The sequence below is a fragment of the Facklamia sp. P13064 genome, assembly GCF_050409425.1.
Lineage (GTDB): Bacteria > Bacillota > Bacilli > Lactobacillales > Aerococcaceae > Facklamia.
The window spans coordinates 38,205-56,973 of the sequence record NZ_JBNUPM010000010.1; the positions used below are offsets into that span (position 1 = coordinate 38,205).

Below are 18,769 nucleotides of genomic sequence, written 5' to 3' on the forward strand. Positions count from 1 at the left end.
GAATTTTAAGGAGGATAAAAATGGAATTAAAGAAATTTGAAGGCCAAATAAAGGAAGAATTATCGTTAATTGAAGTGGCATATGCTATTTTAGAAGAAAATGGTGAGGCTATTGATTTTACTCAACTGCTTTTAGATATACAAAGCTATCTAAAAGTTTCAGATGAGTTTATTGAAGCCAAAATGATTCGCTTTTATACAGATTTAAATATTGATGGGCGTTTTATCTCAGTAGGTGACAACCGTTGGGGATTAAGATCATGGTACGCAGTGGATGAAATTGATGAGGAAATCATTACTTCTTCTGAAGAAGAAGCTTCAAAACGCCGTAAGAAGAAGTCAGGAAAAGTGAATGCTTTCGCTGACAATGAAGAAGATATGATTGATTACAATGATGATGACCCTGAAGATAGCGATGATGGGTATGTTTATGATGAAGACGAAGATGAAGAAGACGAAGAGGACGAAGAAGATGAACCAATCGAAATCCTAGTTGCTGACGTTGAGGAAGATGAGCCAGATGAAGATGAAGAGCTGAATGAGTATGCAACGGATTTATCTGAATTAGGTGACGAAGAAATCGACCTCGATGAAGATGAAGATTTTGACGAAGAGGACGATGATTTAGAAGAATTAGAAGAAGACTAAAAATAAAAAAGTTAGAGAGACCGGTTCATTTGAATGGGTCTCCTTTTTATTCCAGATAAGATAATTGTAGTTAGCTAAGTTAAAAAATCTATTTTAATGCTATCACGATTTGATGACAATTTGCTGCTTCGTTCGAAATTTAAGCTTCAATATGATAAAATACGCCTATATTATAAGAAATTAGGATGTGGATTCATTGTCACATAATAGTATTCACAATAATCAGACTCAATTTGCTTTGCTGAAACAGTTACTTTATCATCAGCATTATCAAACAATGCTCAAATTTTTAGAAGACAATCCTTCTTGGGAAAGTCAAGAATTATCTAAACTTTTGCAATTAGGTCATGCTTATATTCATACAGATTTGAAAACGATCGAAGAATTATCTGGGCAAGTTGAAATGGACTATCTTACAAAGCCTAGTCTTTTAGAGCGTCGTGTCTATTCTTATATTCAAGGCTTAGCCATTAAATTGGAAATTAAAGAATATGATGATTATTTAAGAGCAATTACACCTTTATTGGTAGATGTATTAAGGCTAACTTTAGAAAACACGGTATTCCCCGATCTTGAACGTTATTTGGTTGAGGTAATGAAAGAAACTGATGAAGGGATCCCTATTTATCGCGGTTTACAGTGGAACCAGTCTTTAATCGAAGCTGATAAAAATGGCAAAATTAATAGAACTTGGGAACGCTACTATGGGAAACATTTTAATTATTCGCACTATGTTTCTTCTAGTCACTTATTAAAGTTAGTAGAAGACTATGTAAAAGACCCGAAAATTTTAAAGTTAGCTGTTCAAATGCGACATATTGAAAAATACGCGAGAAATATTGTGGCCCATGAATTAATCTATGTAGATGATGCTTGGTTAAAACATCGTCTAAAAATTGAAGCTAAGGAAGTTCATCAGCAAATTATTAATATGATAAATGCTGCAGGGTTAAGAGATCCTCAGCAGTGGCAAGGCTTAGCTAGTATTCAAGCCGCTATTGAAAAAGAATTAGAAAAAAATTATACGAAAATGTCGAAATAACGACTAATCTTGATAAAAAGGAGTCATTATCTATGAAAAAATTGATCATCCGTGGAGGCAAAGCACTAAATGGTGAAATTAATATTAATGGAGCAAAAAATTCTACCGTTGCCTTAATTCCAGCAGCCATTTTAGCCGATTCGGAGGTTATCTTAGAAGGAGTGCCAGATATTCAAGATGTCCACTCTCTACTTGAAATTTTGGATGAGTTCCACGTCAAGACTTCTTTTGAAAATAATATATTAAAAATTGACCCTTCTCATATGCAGTCAATCCCTATGCCAACAGGTAAAATTCAGAGTTTGCGAGCTTCTTATTACTTTATGGGAGCAACCTTATCAAAATTTGGGGAGGGCGTAATAGGGTTACCCGGAGGTTGTTTTTTAGGACCTCGTCCCATTGATCAGCACGTAAAAGCCTTCCGAGCTTTGGGTGCGGTGGTTGAGGATGAATACGGGGTAATTACCCTCTCAACTCCCGAAGGGCTTAATGGAAACCGAATCTATATGGACGTGGTTTCAGTTGGAGCAACTATCAACACTATTTTAGCCTCAGTTAGAGCTGAGGGGAAGACGATTATTGAGAATGCCGCACGTGAACCAGAAATTATTGATTTAGTGACTCTATTAAATAAAATGGGGGCAAAAATTCGTGGAGCTGGAACTTCAGTTATACGAATCGAAGGTGTCGACCGTCTAAAAGGAACCACTCATACAATTATTCCCGATCGAATTGAGGCAGGAACCTATATTTCAGTTGCAGTAGCAATGGGAAATGAAATTAAAATTAATAATGTAATTTTTGAGCATATTGAAAGTTTTATCGCCAAACTAAATGAGATGGGTGCTAAGATGGAAATTGGAGAAGATAGTATTCTCGTTCATCGCTCGGATGATTTAAAAATGGTTTCATTAAAAACCCAACCTTATCCAGGATTTGCAACGGATCTACAGCAGCCATTAACTTCTGTATTAATTAAAGCAAATGGAAAGGGAACGATTACGGATACCATATACCCTCAAAGAGTTAAGCATATTCCTGAATTAAATCGTATGGGAGCTAATATTAAGGTGGATGGCGATATTATTCGTGTGGAGGGCCCGGCTAAATTGACTGGTGCTCCAGTTCGTGCCAGTGACTTAAGAGCAGGAGCCTGTTTAGTTATTGCTGGTTTAATGGCAGAGGGTCAAACAGAGATTACAGGTGTTGATAATATCTTAAGAGGTTATTCAAATATTGTTGAAAAACTGCAAGAAGTCGGAGCTGATATCCAAATGGTTGAGGATGAATAGAAAGGAAGTACCCAGTGAGTGATGCATTTTCCTTAGAGAATTTATTAAATAAAGAAGTAAAAGACTTATATGCTTATGCTAGGGAATTAAAAATCCCTGATTTTAGTCAACTGTCTAAAAAAGAATTAGCTTTAGCTGTGATGCGAACACAAAAGGAAAAGCAAGGTTTTTTCCAAGTGGAAGGTATCTTAGATATTCCTAATGATGAAGGCCTAGCCTTTATTCGTCCGATTAATTTCTCTCCTAGTAGGGAAGATGTTTATATTTCAGATTCACAAATCCGCCGGTTTTCCTTGAGAAATGGTGATCGAGTAGGAGGACCTGCTCGACCGCCTAAGGACTCAGAACGTTATTATGGTTTGATGCAGATATCGAGCGTCAATGGGAGAGATCCTGAAGAAACGCTTAATCGAGATGCTTTTGCCAGTCTAACACCCATTTATCCAGACCGGCAGATAAAATTGGAATATAAACAAAATGTTTTATCAAACCGCCTGATTGATGTGATTGCACCAATTGGGTTCGGTCAAAGGGGATTGATTGTTGCACCACCTAAGGCTGGTAAAACAACTATTATAAAAGAGATAGCACGAGGGATTGCCAGTAATTATCCTGATAGTAAACTCTTTATTCTCTTAATTGATGAGCGTCCTGAGGAGGTAACTGATATTGAGCGTTCAGTCAAGGCAGAGGTTGTTTCATCAACTTTTGATGAAAGACCGCAAAACCATGTGCGTTTGGCAGATTTACTACTTTCTCATGCACGTCGCTTGGTGGAAGATGGACAAGATGTTGTTGTCCTTTTGGATTCAATCACACGGTTAGCACGAGCTTATAATTTGGTGGTGCGACCGAGTGGAAGAACATTGAGCGGAGGATTCGATCCTGCAGCTTTTTATTTTCCTAAGCGGTTCTTTGGTTCAGCTAGAAACATTGAAAATGGCGGGTCTTTAACGATTTTAGCTACTGCTCTAGTAGATACTGGATCAAGAATGGATGACATTATTTATGAAGAGTTTAAAGGCACGGGCAATATGGAACTTCATTTGTCCAGAGAATTAGGCCAAAGACGTATCTTCCCAGCTATTGATATTAAAAAATCTTCTACCCGTAAAGAAGAATTATTAATTGAGGAAAACTATTTAAGTCAAATCTGGGACTTGCGCAATTTAATGACTTCTAACGGTTTAGAATATACCGAACAATTAATACAATTGATGCGTCAGACAGATAATAATCAAGACTTTTTTGCACAGTTATCCAAACTTTCAAGTAAATAAATAAGAAATACCCTTACTAAGTGAGGGGTTCTTTTTTGAGAAAAATATATATTTCTTATAGATATGGTTGAATATAGTAAGAAGGAGAATACTTATGAAATGTTTGAATTGTGGTTATGAAAATCTGCCAGATGCTAAATATTGCTCAGAGTGTGGCTTGCCGTTAAACAATGATCATTTATATAAAGAAAATGATAGTGCATCCTTTGATGGAAGAGTAAATCTATTAGAAAATGAAAAGAGTCCAAAAGATTCTGTTCTGTCCCAAAGTAGAATGGATTTATATCATGGACAAGATGAAAGAAACTTGTCAACAGACCAGGAGGATAATAAATCTGAGACTACACAATTAGATCATAAAGACCACAGGGTACTAACTAAGCGAGAAGGCTTTGATTGGAAAAAGCTTGTTGGTTTTAGCCTGATTTTTTTAGGAGTAATTAGTTTTGTCATGATTTATCGCTTAAATTTTTCTAAAGCAGCAGTTGAAGAGCAATTCACTAAGGCTATTAAAAAGAAAGATTATTTAAAGGCAGCAGCGGTAGTAAAAACACCTATTACTGAAGCGCCCTGGACAGATTTAGATGTCAAACGAACAATTGAACATTATCAAGAAGCTGATATTGATTTTCCACAATTATTGCTAAATGGTAATTTATCAACAGGTATTGAATGGCAAGGAAGTAAGTTGGCGAAAACAGAAAAAACGGGAAGCTTTCTGTTGATATTTCCTAAATATGCGATTAATCTTTATCCCTTACCAGTCCAACTCTCTCTTTCTAATGAATATCGTGACCTAAAAATATTGAGTGAAGACCAAACTACTCAGTCTATTAACTCAAAAGGAGGCATTTTAATTGAGCCTCGAATACAAAATGTGATGATTCAATATACTTATCAAGGAAAAACCGAAGAGGTTTGGTTTGATTTAGATTATAGTCAATTAGAAACACTCCGACATAAGCTGTCCTTAGTACCAGTGACTAACACTTTAATGGTGGATAAAGCTCTATTAGGAGTAAGACTTGATCTACCTTTTCAAGTAATTTCATTTAATATTGATGGTCAGGAGTATTCACAGAATCAGATTCAATTGTCAGGCTTTGTTGGTCAAATTTTTGAAGTGAGCTTAAAGGCTAATTATAATGGCCACGAATTACAGACAGAAACCATTCCAGTCAAACTAGTCAATAAAACAAAAACCACTTTAGACTATTCCCAAGATCAAAACCTCAAAGCGCAGATCCAACAAGCGGAGTTAAAATAAAAAAAAGAAGGCTCGTTTTGAAGCCTTCTTTTTCAATAAATAAACTATCCATATTAGCAAAAGATTATAATAATAAAACGAACTTGTTATAGAGTTAGCTCTATGGTACTATTAGAATCTAACATAAAAAAGGAGGTTACTTATGGAATGGATTAAATTAATTGGAATTATTATTATCGTTCTTGGTTTTTATTTTAAGCTAGATACCTTAGCAACTGTTATACTGGCAGGATTAGCTACAGCTTTAGTTTCAGGGATTTCCCTGGCTGAATTTTTCACAATTTTGGGAGAAACTTATACTAAACAGCGAGTTGTATCTTTATTCTTTTTATCTTTACCAATGATTGGATTATCAGAAGCTTATGGTTTGAAACAGCAAGCTGTTAAACTGATTGGAAAACTAAAGGGGTTAACCACTGGTTGGCTATACTCTCTTTATATGTTGATTCGTATAATTGCAGGATTTTTATCAATTCGTTTGGGAGGACACCCACAATTTGTGCGTCCATTAATCTACCCAATGGGTGAAGCAGCAACTAAGTTAAAAGTAGGCGACGATCTTAATGAAGAAGAAACCGAATTGATTAAAGGGCGTGCGGCGGCTAATGAGAACTTCGGAAACTTTTTTGGACAAAATACTTTCATAGGTTCAGCTGGAGTCCTCTTGATTGCTGGGACTTTAAAAGAGTTAGGTTATGAAGGAACGACGGCTAATGTAGCCGTTGCTTCAATGCCAATTGCTATCATTGCTTTAATTGTAGTAGTCGTTTACAACTTATTATTGGATGTCAAAATTAGACGTCATCATAAAGGGGAGGTTAAATAATGCAACTCTTAAGTAATTATGCTGGGTTTCTAGCGATAACTTTCCTTGAAAGCTTAAATGCCGCACTTGAACCTTATGTGCCAATGCTTTTGGAAATCACTTTTATTCTTATTGGTTTGCAACTTCTCCACACGGCATGGCGAGCTTTTACAGACGAAACGAATCCTAATCGAGTTGGAACAGCCATGTTTTGGGGTTTATCTGGTCTCACTTTTTTAGGTGGACAATTTATCCCCCCTATGATTATCGGAATTATCATCTGTGTCATGGGTGCTTTATCACTCTTTAAACAAGTTAAAGTGGGAACTTTACCAATAGTTGATGAAGATAAAGCAGAAGCTCGTTCTGAAAGAGTCGGTAATAAAATCTTTATCCCTGTATTAACACTTGGGATAGTGGCTTTAATTATTGGATTTACGATTCAAAGCTTTAATGTAGTCGGGATCGCAATGGGTGCAGTTTTAGCCACCGTTATAGTGTTCATCGTTTCAAAAGCTAAACCCTATGAGTTTCTTGATGAAAATAGTCGAATGGTACAACAAGTTTCTACTACAGGTATTTTACCTCAGCTACTAGCCGCTTTAGGAGCAGTCTTTACAGCGGCAGGTGTTGGTGATGTCATTGCCAGTTTGATTGGTGGCGTCGTTCCTGCTGATAGCCGTTTCTTTGGAGTGGTTGCTTACGTAATGGGAATGGTAATCTTCACTGCCATTATGGGCAATGCTTTCGCAGCCTTCACCGTTATTACTGCAGGAATAGGAATACCTTTTGTATTTGCCTTAGGGGCAGATCCTTTTGTGGCAGGAGCCTTAGCCATGACTGCTGGTTATTGTGGAACTTTGATAACGCCGATGGCTGGAAATTTTAATGCTTTGCCAGCAGCTCTATTACAAATGAAGAATGAGTATGGCGTCATTAAACAGCAGATTCCAGTTGCAGTGGTAATGATTGTAGTCCATATTGTATTAATGTATTTCTTTGCTTTTTAATTGTAAAATAGAAGTGAATAGGGAGGAATTTGATGAAAATTTTAGTAACAGGCTTTGATCCCTTTGGTGGCGAAGACGTAAATCCAGCCATTGAAGCAGTAAGAATGTTGCCTGATGAGATTGCAGGAGCAGAAATCATAAAATTAGAAATACCGACTGTTTTTCATAAATCAGCGGAAGTTGTTCGTGAAAAAGCCTTGGAAGTAAAACCGGATGTTATTTTAAACATCGGTCAAGCAGGGGGGCGTGCGGAGTTAACACCTGAGCGTGTGGCCATTAACCAAGATGATGCGCGTATCCCAGATAATGAAGGCAATCAACCGATTGACGTTTCTATTCAAAAAGACGGAGAACCTGCGTATTTTGCTAGCTTACCGGTTAAAGCAATGGTAGAAGCTATTCGTAAAGCCGGTCTACCCGCAAGCATTTCGAATACTGCTGGGACTTTCGTTTGTAATCATATTATGTATCAGTCACTTTATTTTGCGGCAAAAGAGATGCCGAATACTAAAGCAGGCTTTATGCATATTCCTTTTATGACCCAACAAGTGGTTGATAAGCCAAACGTTCCTTCAATGTCATTGAAGGATATTGCTAAGGGAATTGAAAAAGCAATTGAAGCGATTGTTGAGTATAATGAAAAAGAAGATATCAAAGCTGTTGGTGGCGCTACTCATTAATCTTAGAATTAAAAAAAGAAATTAAAACAGCACTCTCTTTGATGGGGATTAATCCATCAAAGAGAGCGTTATTTATTTAGGAAATACTTTCAATAAAAGCTTGTGTTCGTTGATGTCGTGGATTATTAAAAACATCGTAGCTGCTTCCTTCTTCTAAAAGGATACCTTTGTCTAAAAATACGACTCGGTCTGATACTTGTTGGGCAAATTTCATTTCGTGAGTTACAAGGATTAAGGACATATGCTGGTGGGCAATTTTTTGAATAAGGTCTAAAACGCCTCCAACTAGTTCAGGGTCCAAAGCAGAAGTGGGTTCATCTAATAGGATAACTTTGGGTTCAATCGCTAAAGCCCTAGCAATTCCAACTCTTTGCTGTTGTCCGCCTGATAGCTGGTGAGGGTAGTCATCTAGATGGTCCCCCATACCAACTTGCTGTAGGAAGGGGATGGCCCTTTCCTTTGCTTGAGATTTAGAAAGTTTTTTCACCATTAAAAGATGTTCCATCACATTCTCCAGCGCAGTCTTTTTAGAAAACAATGCATAATTTTGAAATACCATAGCTGTTTGTCTACGGAGGTTAAGAACATCAGTTTGAGAGACCGTTTCAACATTCAGTGTTAACTGATCCAAACGAATAGTTCCCTCGTCAGCAGGTTCAATAAAGTTAATTGTTCGTAGTAGAGTCGATTTGCCCGATCCAGAGGGTCCGATAATAGTCAGGACTTGTCCAGCCTCAACTTTTAAATGGATATCTTGAATAGCTTTTTTATTTTGAAATGACTTTGACCAATGATTTAGTTCTAACATTTTAAGTTCCTTTCTAAAAATCAGCCCACTTGGTAATAGCTTTCCAGTTTTTTAATCAACCATTCTAATAGAATGCATAAGAGCCAGTATATCAATGAAATAGCAATATAAGCTTCAAAAAAGCGTAAATTAGAGCCAGCAGTTATTTTGGCTTGTCCCATCATATCAACGACCGTAATGGTAAAGGCTAGGGATGTCCCTTTTAATAAGCGAATAAGACTGTTTCCTAGGTTAGGTATGGCATTAATCATAGCTGAAGGTAAGATAATTCTCCACATGGTTTGACTAGCATTTAAGCCAATAGAATAGGCAGCTTCAATCTCCTTATGATCGACAGAAAGAATGGCTGAGCGAATCGTTTCAGAGTTATAGGCAGATTCATTTAGTCCCATGGCTAAGAAAGCGTAAAGAATGGCAGGGACTTGATTCACATCCCAATCAGTACCAATTGATCGATTAAGCCATTGTAGAAAGATGGGTAAGCCGTAATAAGCAAGAAATAGCTGAACAAGCAAGGGGGTTCCACGCATAAAAGAAACAAAAAGATTGACGAACCCTCTTAGACCTTTGATCTTTTTGAGTTTGATGATAGCTAAAATAAATCCAAGTATTAAGCCGATTATCCCAGCAATAAGAGTAATTAATAAGGTAATCGGAAGTTTTTCAAGAATCCGTGGGAAAGCGATTTTAATGGCATTTAATGAAATAAGTTGACTGTTTGTTTGTTCTTTAAGTCTTTGGGATTCAAAGCTCTGATTGCGCTGAATAATTGTTTCATTTAGCAGAGTATCATCTTGACCTAAATATTTCAGTGAAATTTCACTCAGACTACCATCTTGTCGCATAGCTTGTAGGGTTCGATCAACCACTTGCCGCAATTCAACTTCATCTTTGCGGAAAATAAAATAAGAGCCAGGAATTCTAATTTCTTCTTCGTTAGCTATCGGATGCATTTTTAATTGGATGCCGTAAGTATCCTCAACATCCTTTAGATAGGTTGTGGCGTAAATAGTCGCGTCGATTCGACCGTTATAAACATCACGTATTAAAGAGGCTGGGTCAGACTCTGCATATTGGATAACAACTGCCTTATCAGGGTGAGTCTCATTCCAAGCTTCTAGGTAGATAGATTGTGGGGAAGAAGGAACGACACCAAAAGATTTGCCTGCCATTTGTTCAATGGTGAGGCCTTCCCTACTATCATTAGCTGTAATTAATACATTGTGAGTGATGACATATGGGTAGAGGGAAAATAAAAATTTTTCACGTCGTTCGGGATTTTCACCCAAATTATTGGCGACTAGATCGAACTGACCAGAATCCAGTCCTGCGAAGAGGGAAGAAAACTCAGTAATTTCAAATTTGAACTCAATATCTTCATTACGTCGATCAATTTCTTGCAGGATTTCAATTTCAATTCCTACTAATTGACCCTTATCATCAAAATAGTTGAGTGGTTTGGTTTGACCGGAAGTTCCAATCGTATACTCTTGTTTAGCTAATATGGAAGGATGAGTTAAAATTAAACTTATGGAAATAAGCAGTAAAGTAAAGATCAATTTATAAAGTTTTTTCATGGAATTCTCCTAAGCACAATAGAATATGATTATTTTATCAAAAAAATGAATAGATAGATAGATTATGTGAATAAGAAAACAAGCAAAAAACAATCCCACCTATACGCTGATTGGGTAGGATTGTTTTTGTAGCAATTAAGAAACACCTGTTTTGACTATATGAAATCTTATAAAAGCCCTAATAGAGGTTGAATCATTGAAACTTGTACGGGTGCGCCAGGTCCTAATGGAAGGTTGAGACTGTACCATACAATTAATAAGATTGACCAGAAGATTAAGAAAGCAATAGAGTATGGTAGCATAGTTGAAATAAGGGTCCCAATTCCACTCTTCTTATCATATCGTTGCATAAACACAAGAATCATTGCAAAATAGTTCATCAATGGTGAAATAATATTAGTGGATGAATCAGCCACACGATAAGCCATTTGGGTCATCTCTGGGGACAAGTTAATGGCAATAAACATTGGAACAAAGATAGGAGCTAAGATTGCCCACTTGGCAGAAGCTGAACCAATAAACAAGTTGATAAAAGCTGCAAAGAAAATAAAAGCAAGGATTAAAGGAATTCCTGAAATCTTTTGACTTTTTAAGAAATCTGCACCTGTTGAAGCTAAAATAATTCCCAAATTAGACTCGGTAAAGTAAGCAATCAGTTGGGAAGCAAAGAAAGCCATTACGATGAAACCTGCCATTGATCGCATAGCCTCAATCATTGATTCCACGAAGTCATTAGAATTTTGAATTTTGCCAGTTGTACGACCATATACATAGCCTGGTATACCAAATAATAAGAAAACCATAAATATTAAGCCGGTATTCATAAAGGGTTGTAAAGTCTTTAGACCGGTCTCAGGGTCGATTGATTGGAAGGGACCAAACCAAGGGTTCATTAGTAGAAAAGCCGCGACTAATGAAACTAACAATGCGATCCCGGCATTCTTTAGACCTTTTTCTTCCTTAAGGGATAGCTCGCTAGTTTCATGTTTATCAAAGTCGCCATGGTATGAACCAAGATGTGGTTCAACAATTTTTTCGGTTATTAAAGTACCAATAATGGTTAAGAAAACAGTAGAGACGATTAAGAAATACCAGTTACCACTAATGGAAACTTCATAATCAATGCCACTGGCATTTAAAGCGACGTTAGTGATCCCTCCTAATAAGGCATCAGTTGGTCCAAACATAAGGTTGGCTGAAAATCCGCCCGATACCCCAGCAAAGGCAGCAGCTAGACCAGCAATTGGGTGACGCTTAGCACCAGCAAACATAATAGCGCCAAGTGGCACAACCACTACGTAACCAGCATCAGAGGCAATATTTGAGATAATACCGGCAAAAACAACCACCATGGTTAAGAGTGAATTAGGTACCTTCATAATTAACTTAGTCAAGGCAGAGCCGATTAAGCCTGACCATTCTGCAATTCCAACACCCAACATGGTGACGAGAACAGTTCCTAAAGGAGCAAAGCTAGTAAAGTTTGAAACCGCCGATTCAAATATATAGCGTAAGCCATCACTGTTTAAGAGTGAGACGGCTGCTATAGTACTGGTTTCATCTGCTTTCGCATCAAAGAACTCTACTGAAACGCCTGAGCGGTAAACCAAGTCAGAGATTAAAATAGTGATAGCCGACAAGATGATAAAAATTACTACTGGGTGCGGCATCTTATTACCGACTTTTTCCACCCAATCTAGTGAACGTTGTACAAAACTTTTTTTATTCTTTCCATTTGATTCCATACTACTATTAATTATTCCTCCTATAACAATATTTTAAATCATTATAATAATAAATCTTATTAAATTATTTAAAGAGATGCAAGGCCTTTTCAAAACAATAGAAAGTCATCAATGAGTCTCTAAAAACAAATGCAAATAAAAACCGACCGGAGCGCTTTTAAGCACCTGGGTCGGCTTTTTGAGCTGTTTAAAATTAGTCTTCTTTTTTTGCGTTTTTGTCCACAAATCCGAACTTTTTGTTGAACTTGTCGACGCGTCCATCGGCTTGTGTAAATTTCTGACGTCCAGTATAGAATGGATGTGAATCAGATGAAATTTCAATCCGGATTAAAGGGTAAGTGTTTCCATCTTCCCATTCAACTGTCTCTGAAGAAGACTTAGTTGATCCTGATAAAAATTTATAACCTGTCGAAGTATCCATAAACACAACTGGATGATATTCTGGATGAATGCCTGCTTTCATGTGTATACTTCCTTTCTGCCGTAAATTATTTGCTAATCTACAGTTATTCTTTGCACAGGGTGCAACATAAGAATAATAACAAAATTTTATAGTGCTGACAATCTTTTTTTGGAATATAATGAACTATCCCATCTCTTTTATTTCGAAAACGAGATAAAAAGTGCTATAATTTATGAAAATACTTTAGAGGGGGGGAAGAAGTTGAAACGTGAAGAAGAACAGATTAGACAATCGCTTGCTAATTATCGGCCGAATCAATTTAAAGATAAGACACATTATGCTGTTTTAATTCCTCTTATTCAAAGAGAAAATGAATGGCACCTCCTTTATGAAGTAAGAAGCTCCTTAATTTCTCAGCCGGGCGATACTTCTTTTCCGGGAGGAAAGGTGGAAGTGGGTGAAACTTTTGAAGCAGCGGCAGTTAGGGAAACGATGGAAGAATTAAATATCAGTCGTAAACACATAGAAGTTATTGGAGAGTTAGATGGATTGATTCATGATGCAACAATGATTCATTCTTATGTAGCTTTGATTAAAGATATTACTTTTGATAATATAAGTCCGAATGCCAAAGAAGTCGCTTATTTGTTTACCCTTCCCTTAGACTATGTCTTAAATAATAATCCAACTTATTACGATGCATCTGTATTGACGGAAGTAGGGGAAGATTTCCCCTTCCACTTAATGGCTCATGGTGCATCTTATCAATTTAGAGTGGTAAAACGTAAAATTCCGTTTTATAATTTACCTAGTGGAGAGTATCTATGGGGCTTTACTGCCAGTATGACACAATGTTTTGCAGAGGTCATTCGTAATCATTATGATATCAATGTTCAGGAGGAAAAAATTAATGAATAATTTTTTTCAGCCATTCGAAAAAATGGGTCTACAAGTATTTTTAGCAGGAGCAGAATATAATTTTAGAGTCGCTAAAATAGGTGAAGCAGCGGTAAGCCAACAAATTACAAAAGCGCTTGAAAAAGGAGGTTTTGACTTCCAAAGTTTCTATACTGGAGAACAAGTTCATGGTCCCAAGGTTGCATTTCCTCAAGAAGAAATTAGCAATCCGTTTGCAATTGGGCATATAGTGCCTCAATCGGATGGTTTGTTAACTAATCAGCCTCAGCAAGTTTTAATGATAAAGTTTGCGGACTGTACTCCTGTCATTATTTTTGATGCCAACCAAAAAGTTTTTGCAATTGTTCATTCAGGCTGGAGAAGCACGGTACAAAAAATCAGTCAATTGGCTGTTAAAAAGATGCAAGAGAAATTTGCTTGTAAATTAGAAGATCTTTGGGTCTATATTGGTCCTTCCATTGACCAAGATCATTATGAAGTGGGCGAGGAAGTCTATCAAGCTTTTGCCGAGTGGGATAATCATGCTTTATATATAAAACCAGGTCAAAAAGAGGGCAAGTATCAATTGAGTATGACTGATGCTAACATGAAGTTAATTCAAGATTTGGGGATCCCTCAAGAAAGAATAATGGTAGATAGGCGTTCTACTTATCTATCTTCCGAGCTTCACTCTGCGCGCAAAGAAGGCAGTGACTATCAATTGAATGGTCTTTTTGCCATGATTAAGTAAAAAAACGAACCGAGCTTTTGCTTGGTTCTTTATCTTTTTTCTAGCTTTTAGTTAAGGATTGTTTAGAATAAAGGATATTAAAAGGAATTGGAGATTTTATATGGCAGAGGATAAGTTTAATAAAGAGGACTTCATGGCCCATTATAAAGGGCGAGGCTATTCTTACGAATCCATTCAAACAGAGATAGATAGTGAAAATAACAGTCGGGTTGTCATCAAAGAGCTGGAGGCGCAAGTATCAAAACAAGTTCCGGAATTTTCATCTAAATTACGCCATCGCTTAGTTGAGATGCCGGACGAAATCTATTAAGCTTCTGGAATTCGGATTTTTGGTCATCGAATGAAGAGTTTATTATTTTCGCCAGATGTGGCCCTTATTCGAAACTCAAATGCCCATGCTGTTATGTCAGTTTATCCTTTCACACCACAAATGGCTATTAATCAGTCATTGATTAATGTCTCATCCGTACCAGTTTTTACTGGAGAAGGAGGAGGAATGACCAGTGGCGAGCGCAGTATTCAACTAGCCTTTCAATCTGAGCAAGCGAGAGTCTTTGGAGTAGTCGTTAATCCACCAATGGAAAATGAGCTAATCCGTCAGATTGCCCAGGTGGTTGATGATCCTGTAGTGGCAACTGTTTCAAGTGAGCATGATGATGATATTGGGAAATTAAATGCAGGGGCTAATATGTTAAATGTTTCTGGAGGTGCTAGAACCGCTCAGTTAGTGGCAGAAATTCGTCAACAAGTGGGTGACGTTGTACCTATCATAGCTACAGGAGGTCCAACAGGCCCCAGCATCTTAGAGACTCTTGAAGTAGGTGCTAATACCATTACCTATAGCCCACCTGCTTCTGCAGATATCTTCGCTGAATTGATGGCTAAATATCGTAAAAAAAAAATAAAATAAGACGGGATATAAAAACTAAGCAGAAAGATGGTATAATAAATTTAAAATAAGTATAAGGGAGTTCAATATGTTTTCTAAAAAAGATCAAATTGCTGTAAATACGATTCGTGCTTTAAGTGTTGACCAAATAGAAGCGGCCAACTCAGGACATCCAGGATTACCACTTGGAGCAGCGCCAATGGCCTATGCTTTGTGGTCGAGTCATTTGAATATTAATCCTAAAGATAGTCAATGGATTAATAGAGACCGTTTTGTGCTATCTGCTGGACATGGTTCAGCCATGCTATATAGTCTATTACATTTATCTGGCTTCAAAGTTACAATGGAAGATTTAAAACAATTCCGTCAATTAGGTTCTATAACACCAGGGCATCCTGAATATCGTCATACTGATGGAGTTGAAGCGACTACGGGACCGCTTGGTCAAGGAATTGCGCAAGCAGTTGGTATGGCTATGGCAGAACAACATACGGCTGCTTTATATAATACGGACCAACATCAAGTTATTAATCATTACACCTATGTATTAGTGGGTGATGGCGACTTAATGGAAGGTATTTCTTATGAAGCTTGCTCTTATGCTGGCCGTCAAAAATTAGGCAAATTAGTGGTTCTCTATGATTCAAACGATATTTCTTTAGATGGTGACTTAGACTTATCATTTGTGGAAGATATTAAAAAACGTTTTGAGAGTCAAAATTGGCATTATCAAAGAGTAGAAGATGGTAATGACCTAGAGGCTATTTCTCAAGCAATCGAAGTTGCTAAAGAAGTAAGCGACCAACCTTCAATTATTGAAGTAAAAACAGTGATTGGTTTTGGATCACCGAATGAGGGAACTTCTAAAGTTCACGGAGCGCCATTGGGAGCAGACGCTTGGTCACAAACTAAAGCTAAATATGGATATGATTATCCAGCCTTTACTGTGCCCGAAGAGACTAAATCTGTTTTTAATGAAAAAATAGTGGAACGTGGAAAAAAAGCTCAAGATGAATGGCAAAATTTATTTGAACAATATCAAGAAGCTAATCCTGAATTAGCAAAAGAATTAAAAGCAGCTTTTGCAAATGAATTACCTGAAGATTATGCAGCTGACCTTAAATTTCTCGATGTGAATGCTAAAGCTGAAGCGACAAGAAGCTCTTCTGGAACAGCCATTCAAGGCCTAAAAGCTAGAGTTTCATATTTATGGGGAGGCTCTGCTGACCTTTCTGGTTCAAACAAGACCATGATTAAAGAGACAGAAGACTTTATGCCAGGAAGTCGACAAGGACAAAACATTTGGTTTGGTGTTAGAGAATTTGCCATGGCTGCCATGATGAATGGAGCTGCTTTGCATGGTGGAAATAAAATTTATGGTGGGACATTCTTTGTATTCTCAGATTACTTAAAAGCGGCCATTCGTTTGTCAGCTTTATCTCAATTACCCGTTACTTATGTTTTAACACATGATTCAGTTGCTGTAGGTGAAGATGGGCCAACACATGAACCGATTGAACATTTAGCAGCTTTTCGTGCCATGCCAAATCTTAATGTCATCCGACCGGCAGATGCAAACGAGACAATGGTGGCTTGGAAGATTGCCGTGGAATCTCAAACAACACCTACTTTATTAGTTCTTAGCCGTCAAAACTTACCGGTTATCAACAACTCTAATGAATTAGCAGAAGAAGGTGTTCGTAAAGGTGCTTATATCATCTCACCTGCCAAGGAAGACGCACAAGGTGTTTTAATTGCTACAGGATCTGAAGTTTCAGTAGCCATTGAAACTCAAGCACTATTGGCTGAAAAAGAAGTTTATGTAAATGTTATTTCGATGCCTGCTCAAAATATTTTTGATCAACAAAGTGACGAGTATAAAGAAATGATACTACCTAAACAGCTTGACAAACGAGCTTCTATAGAGATGGGATCTAGCTTTGGATGGCATAAATATATTGGTATGGATGGCTTAACCATTAGTATTGATGAATTTGGTACCTCAGCTCCAGGCCACCAAGCCATTGAACACTTTGGTTTTTCAGCAGAAAAAATCGCTCAAGCTTATCTTAAACACTTTGAATTATAAAATTAAAAGGGGGAGAAGGTATGGGGAAAAGAACAAATGAGACAAAGCCTCTAATTGTTCGTTTATTAATTATCGCAGCCTTAACTATTCTCCAGATTATATGGATAGTTGTATTGGTCAAAGATCTAGTTGCCTATTCTGTTTGGCTAAACCTCTTTATGACTATTGTATCTTTTGGGATCATCATTTATTTGCTAGATAAGAACGAAAGTCCTGCTTATCGCTTATCATGGATTGTGTTATTAGCAGTTTCACCTATCATAGGCTCTTTGTTTTATCTCTATGCTGGTAACAAACGACCTTTGGCAGATATGACAGAACGACTTAATCGTCAGAATCGCTATCATTTAAGGGACTTAAAAAAGGTGCCCAATGCCTTAGGGTCGCTAGCACAAGATAATCCACGGATTGCAGGCATTGCAAAGTATGTCAATGATTACGCAAAAATGCCTGTTTCTGCGGGGGTAGACGTTAAGTATTTTGCGAATGGCGAATCAATGATGGAACCACTTATTCAAGACCTAGAGTCAGCACACTCACATATTTTTCTTGAATTCTTCATTATTGAACAAGGTCAAATGTTTGATCAAATCTTTGACGTGCTTAAAAGAAAAGCTCAAGAAGGTGTAGAAGTACGTTTAATATATGATGATTTCGGTTGTCTTTTAAGACTTCCTAAAGACTTTGTCGAACAAATGGAGGCATTTAATATTAAGGCCCTTAAATTTAACCCAGTGCGGCCAATTGTTTCTCTTGTTTACAATACTCGAGATCACCGCAAGTATATTGTTATCGATGATAAGATTGCTTATACAGGGGGTCTAAACATTGCAGATGAGTATATTAATGCGGTGGAGCGATTTGGCTATTGGAAAGACACTATGATTCGTATTAAAGGTGCTGCTGTATGGAACATCTCACAAATGTTTTTAACTATGTGGAATGCCTACGTAACTGAAGATTCAGATGACAAAAAATTTACTGACCAAGCCAGTTTAGATGAAAGTTTAAGTATTATCGAAGGTAATGAGTCCAGCGGCTATGTCCAACCCTTTAGTGATACACCTTTAGATAGTGAAGTAATAGGTGAAAATGTCTATCGTGAGATTCTCAACACCGCAGAGCGTTATGTTTATATTTTTACTCCCTATTTAATTATTTCCTATGAGTTACAAACGGCTATGACTTTAGCAGCTAAAAGGGGTGTGGACGTGCGCTTGATGACACCAGGAATTCCTGATAAAAAATTAGTTTATCGAATTACTAGGTCTTTCTATCGTCCTTTGATAGAAGGTGGAGTAAAAATTTATGAATATACTCCCGGTTTTCTACATGCTAAGTCATTCGTTTCAGATGATCGGGTGGCGATAGTCGGTACCCTTAATTTAGATTATCGTTCACTATATCTTCATTTTGAAACGGCTACCTTGCTATACTATCATCCAGAAATAAAAGCGATTAAAGATGACTTTATTCAGGCACAGAGTGTGGCTGAATTAATTCGGATGAAGCACCTAAGACGTTCGATTGCTGGAAGGATTATCGACGCATTGTTGAGATTGTTAGCTCCATTCGTCTAGTATTAAG

At 37.2% G+C, this 18,769-nt stretch carries 17 protein-coding genes and 1 pseudogene; 14 read left to right on the plus strand and 4 right to left on the minus strand.

Annotated elements, in window-relative coordinates:
* Positions 1-20: 20 nt before the first annotated feature.
* The 8 genes and pseudogenes from rpoE to pcp form a co-directional block, all read left to right on the plus strand.
* Positions 21-284: pseudogene (rpoE, locus tag ACQV2S_RS05570) on the plus strand (DNA-directed RNA polymerase subunit delta); the annotation flags it as partial.
* Positions 285-843: 559 nt separating this feature from the next.
* A complete protein-coding gene (locus ACQV2S_RS05575) occupies positions 844-1,689 on the plus strand; it encodes a hypothetical protein (RefSeq protein ID WP_428873133.1) in 846 nt (281 codons plus the stop codon).
* Between the two features lie 32 nt (positions 1,690-1,721).
* Complete coding sequence (locus ACQV2S_RS05580) at positions 1,722-2,981, plus strand: UDP-N-acetylglucosamine 1-carboxyvinyltransferase (protein ID WP_428873134.1); 1,260 nt, start codon at positions 1,722-1,724, stop codon at positions 2,979-2,981.
* Between the two features lie 14 nt (positions 2,982-2,995).
* Positions 2,996-4,261: a transcription termination factor Rho gene (gene rho, locus ACQV2S_RS05585; RefSeq protein ID WP_428873135.1), complete on the plus strand. Its 1,266-nt coding sequence runs from the start codon at positions 2,996-2,998 to the stop codon at positions 4,259-4,261.
* A 94-nt stretch (positions 4,262-4,355) separates the two neighbouring features.
* Complete coding sequence (locus ACQV2S_RS05590; RefSeq protein WP_428885144.1) at positions 4,356-5,528, plus strand: zinc-ribbon domain-containing protein; 1,173 nt, start codon at positions 4,356-4,358, stop codon at positions 5,526-5,528.
* A 142-nt stretch (positions 5,529-5,670) separates the two neighbouring features.
* On the plus strand, positions 5,671-6,354 hold the full coding sequence (locus ACQV2S_RS05595) for a DUF969 domain-containing protein (RefSeq protein WP_428873137.1): 684 nt from the start codon (positions 5,671-5,673) through the stop codon (positions 6,352-6,354).
* Between the two features lie 83 nt (positions 6,355-6,437).
* Positions 6,438-7,343: a DUF979 domain-containing protein gene (locus tag ACQV2S_RS05600; RefSeq protein ID WP_428873165.1), complete on the plus strand. Its 906-nt coding sequence runs from the start codon at positions 6,438-6,440 to the stop codon at positions 7,341-7,343.
* Between the two features lie 32 nt (positions 7,344-7,375).
* The gene (gene pcp, locus ACQV2S_RS05605) at positions 7,376-8,023 is read left to right on the plus strand and encodes a pyroglutamyl-peptidase I (protein WP_428885146.1); all 648 of its coding nucleotides are present in this window, start codon (positions 7,376-7,378) and stop codon (positions 8,021-8,023) included.
* A gap of 76 nt (positions 8,024-8,099) precedes the next feature.
* Here pcp and ACQV2S_RS05610 read toward each other — a convergent pair whose 3' ends face one another.
* The 4 genes from ACQV2S_RS05610 to ACQV2S_RS05625 all read right to left on the minus strand — a co-directional run bounded on the left by ACQV2S_RS05610 (position 8,100) and on the right by ACQV2S_RS05625 (position 12,616).
* Positions 8,100-8,831, minus strand: a complete 732-nt coding sequence (locus ACQV2S_RS05610; RefSeq protein ID WP_428873139.1) for an amino acid ABC transporter ATP-binding protein — start codon at positions 8,829-8,831, stop codon at positions 8,100-8,102.
* A gap of 20 nt (positions 8,832-8,851) precedes the next feature.
* Positions 8,852-10,408, minus strand: a complete 1,557-nt coding sequence (locus ACQV2S_RS05615; RefSeq protein ID WP_428885148.1) for an ABC transporter substrate-binding protein/permease — start codon at positions 10,406-10,408, stop codon at positions 8,852-8,854.
* A gap of 167 nt (positions 10,409-10,575) precedes the next feature.
* The gene (locus ACQV2S_RS05620) at positions 10,576-12,153 is read right to left on the minus strand and encodes an AbgT family transporter (RefSeq protein ID WP_428885150.1); all 1,578 of its coding nucleotides are present in this window, start codon (positions 12,151-12,153) and stop codon (positions 10,576-10,578) included.
* 193 nt (positions 12,154-12,346) lie between these two features.
* Positions 12,347-12,616 carry a type B 50S ribosomal protein L31 gene (locus tag ACQV2S_RS05625; protein ID WP_428873142.1) on the minus strand — a complete coding sequence of 90 codons (270 nt, stop codon included), beginning with the start codon at positions 12,614-12,616 and terminating at the stop codon, positions 12,347-12,349.
* A 201-nt stretch (positions 12,617-12,817) separates the two neighbouring features.
* Between ACQV2S_RS05625 and ACQV2S_RS05630 the strand changes: the two genes are divergently transcribed.
* From ACQV2S_RS05630 to cls, 6 genes are all read left to right on the plus strand, one after another.
* Positions 12,818-13,474: an NUDIX hydrolase gene (locus tag ACQV2S_RS05630; protein WP_428875239.1), complete on the plus strand. Its 657-nt coding sequence runs from the start codon at positions 12,818-12,820 to the stop codon at positions 13,472-13,474.
* On the plus strand, positions 13,467-14,204 hold the full coding sequence (pgeF, locus tag ACQV2S_RS05635) for a peptidoglycan editing factor PgeF (protein ID WP_428875240.1): 738 nt from the start codon (positions 13,467-13,469) through the stop codon (positions 14,202-14,204). The genes ACQV2S_RS05630 and pgeF overlap by 8 nt, the downstream gene beginning before the upstream one ends.
* 100 nt (positions 14,205-14,304) lie before the next feature.
* Entirely contained in the window at positions 14,305-14,514 is a 210-nt protein-coding gene (locus tag ACQV2S_RS05640) for a hypothetical protein (protein WP_428875241.1), read from the plus strand.
* 30 nt (positions 14,515-14,544) lie between these two features.
* The gene (locus ACQV2S_RS05645; RefSeq protein ID WP_428885152.1) at positions 14,545-15,114 is read left to right on the plus strand and encodes a hydrolase; all 570 of its coding nucleotides are present in this window, start codon (positions 14,545-14,547) and stop codon (positions 15,112-15,114) included.
* A gap of 67 nt (positions 15,115-15,181) precedes the next feature.
* Positions 15,182-17,182: a transketolase gene (tkt, locus tag ACQV2S_RS05650; RefSeq protein WP_428873147.1), complete on the plus strand. Its 2,001-nt coding sequence runs from the start codon at positions 15,182-15,184 to the stop codon at positions 17,180-17,182.
* Positions 17,183-17,202: 20 nt separating this feature from the next.
* Positions 17,203-18,762: a cardiolipin synthase gene (gene cls / locus ACQV2S_RS05655; protein WP_428876072.1), complete on the plus strand. Its 1,560-nt coding sequence runs from the start codon at positions 17,203-17,205 to the stop codon at positions 18,760-18,762.
* Positions 18,763-18,769: the final 7 nt, after the last annotated feature.

What these genes read in the sequence shown, in the direction of transcription:
- ACQV2S_RS05645 (WP_428885152.1), top strand. Translation starts at nt 14,545, where the DNA reads ATGAAGAGTTTATTATTTTCGCCAGATGTGGCCCTTATTCGAAACTCA.
- ACQV2S_RS05640 (WP_428875241.1), top strand. Translation starts at nt 14,305, where the DNA reads ATGGCAGAGGATAAGTTTAATAAAGAGGACTTCATGGCCCATTATAAA.
- ACQV2S_RS05615 (WP_428885148.1), bottom strand. Translation starts at nt 10,408, where the DNA reads ATGAAAAAACTTTATAAATTGATCTTTACTTTACTGCTTATTTCCATA.
- ACQV2S_RS05610 (WP_428873139.1), bottom strand. Translation starts at nt 8,831, where the DNA reads ATGTTAGAACTAAATCATTGGTCAAAGTCATTTCAAAATAAAAAAGCT.
- ACQV2S_RS05580 (WP_428873134.1), top strand. Translation starts at nt 1,722, where the DNA reads ATGAAAAAATTGATCATCCGTGGAGGCAAAGCACTAAATGGTGAAATT.
- tkt (WP_428873147.1), top strand. Translation starts at nt 15,182, where the DNA reads ATGTTTTCTAAAAAAGATCAAATTGCTGTAAATACGATTCGTGCTTTA.
- ACQV2S_RS05590 (WP_428885144.1), top strand. Translation starts at nt 4,356, where the DNA reads ATGAAATGTTTGAATTGTGGTTATGAAAATCTGCCAGATGCTAAATAT.
- ACQV2S_RS05620 (WP_428885150.1), bottom strand. Translation starts at nt 12,153, where the DNA reads ATGGAATCAAATGGAAAGAATAAAAAAAGTTTTGTACAACGTTCACTA.
- pcp (WP_428885146.1), top strand. Translation starts at nt 7,376, where the DNA reads ATGAAAATTTTAGTAACAGGCTTTGATCCCTTTGGTGGCGAAGACGTA.
- ACQV2S_RS05600 (WP_428873165.1), top strand. Translation starts at nt 6,438, where the DNA reads ATGCTTTTGGAAATCACTTTTATTCTTATTGGTTTGCAACTTCTCCAC.
- ACQV2S_RS05625 (WP_428873142.1), bottom strand. Translation starts at nt 12,616, where the DNA reads ATGAAAGCAGGCATTCATCCAGAATATCATCCAGTTGTGTTTATGGAT.
- ACQV2S_RS05595 (WP_428873137.1), top strand. Translation starts at nt 5,671, where the DNA reads ATGGAATGGATTAAATTAATTGGAATTATTATTATCGTTCTTGGTTTT.
- pgeF (WP_428875240.1), top strand. Translation starts at nt 13,467, where the DNA reads ATGAATAATTTTTTTCAGCCATTCGAAAAAATGGGTCTACAAGTATTT.
- cls (WP_428876072.1), top strand. Translation starts at nt 17,203, where the DNA reads ATGGGGAAAAGAACAAATGAGACAAAGCCTCTAATTGTTCGTTTATTA.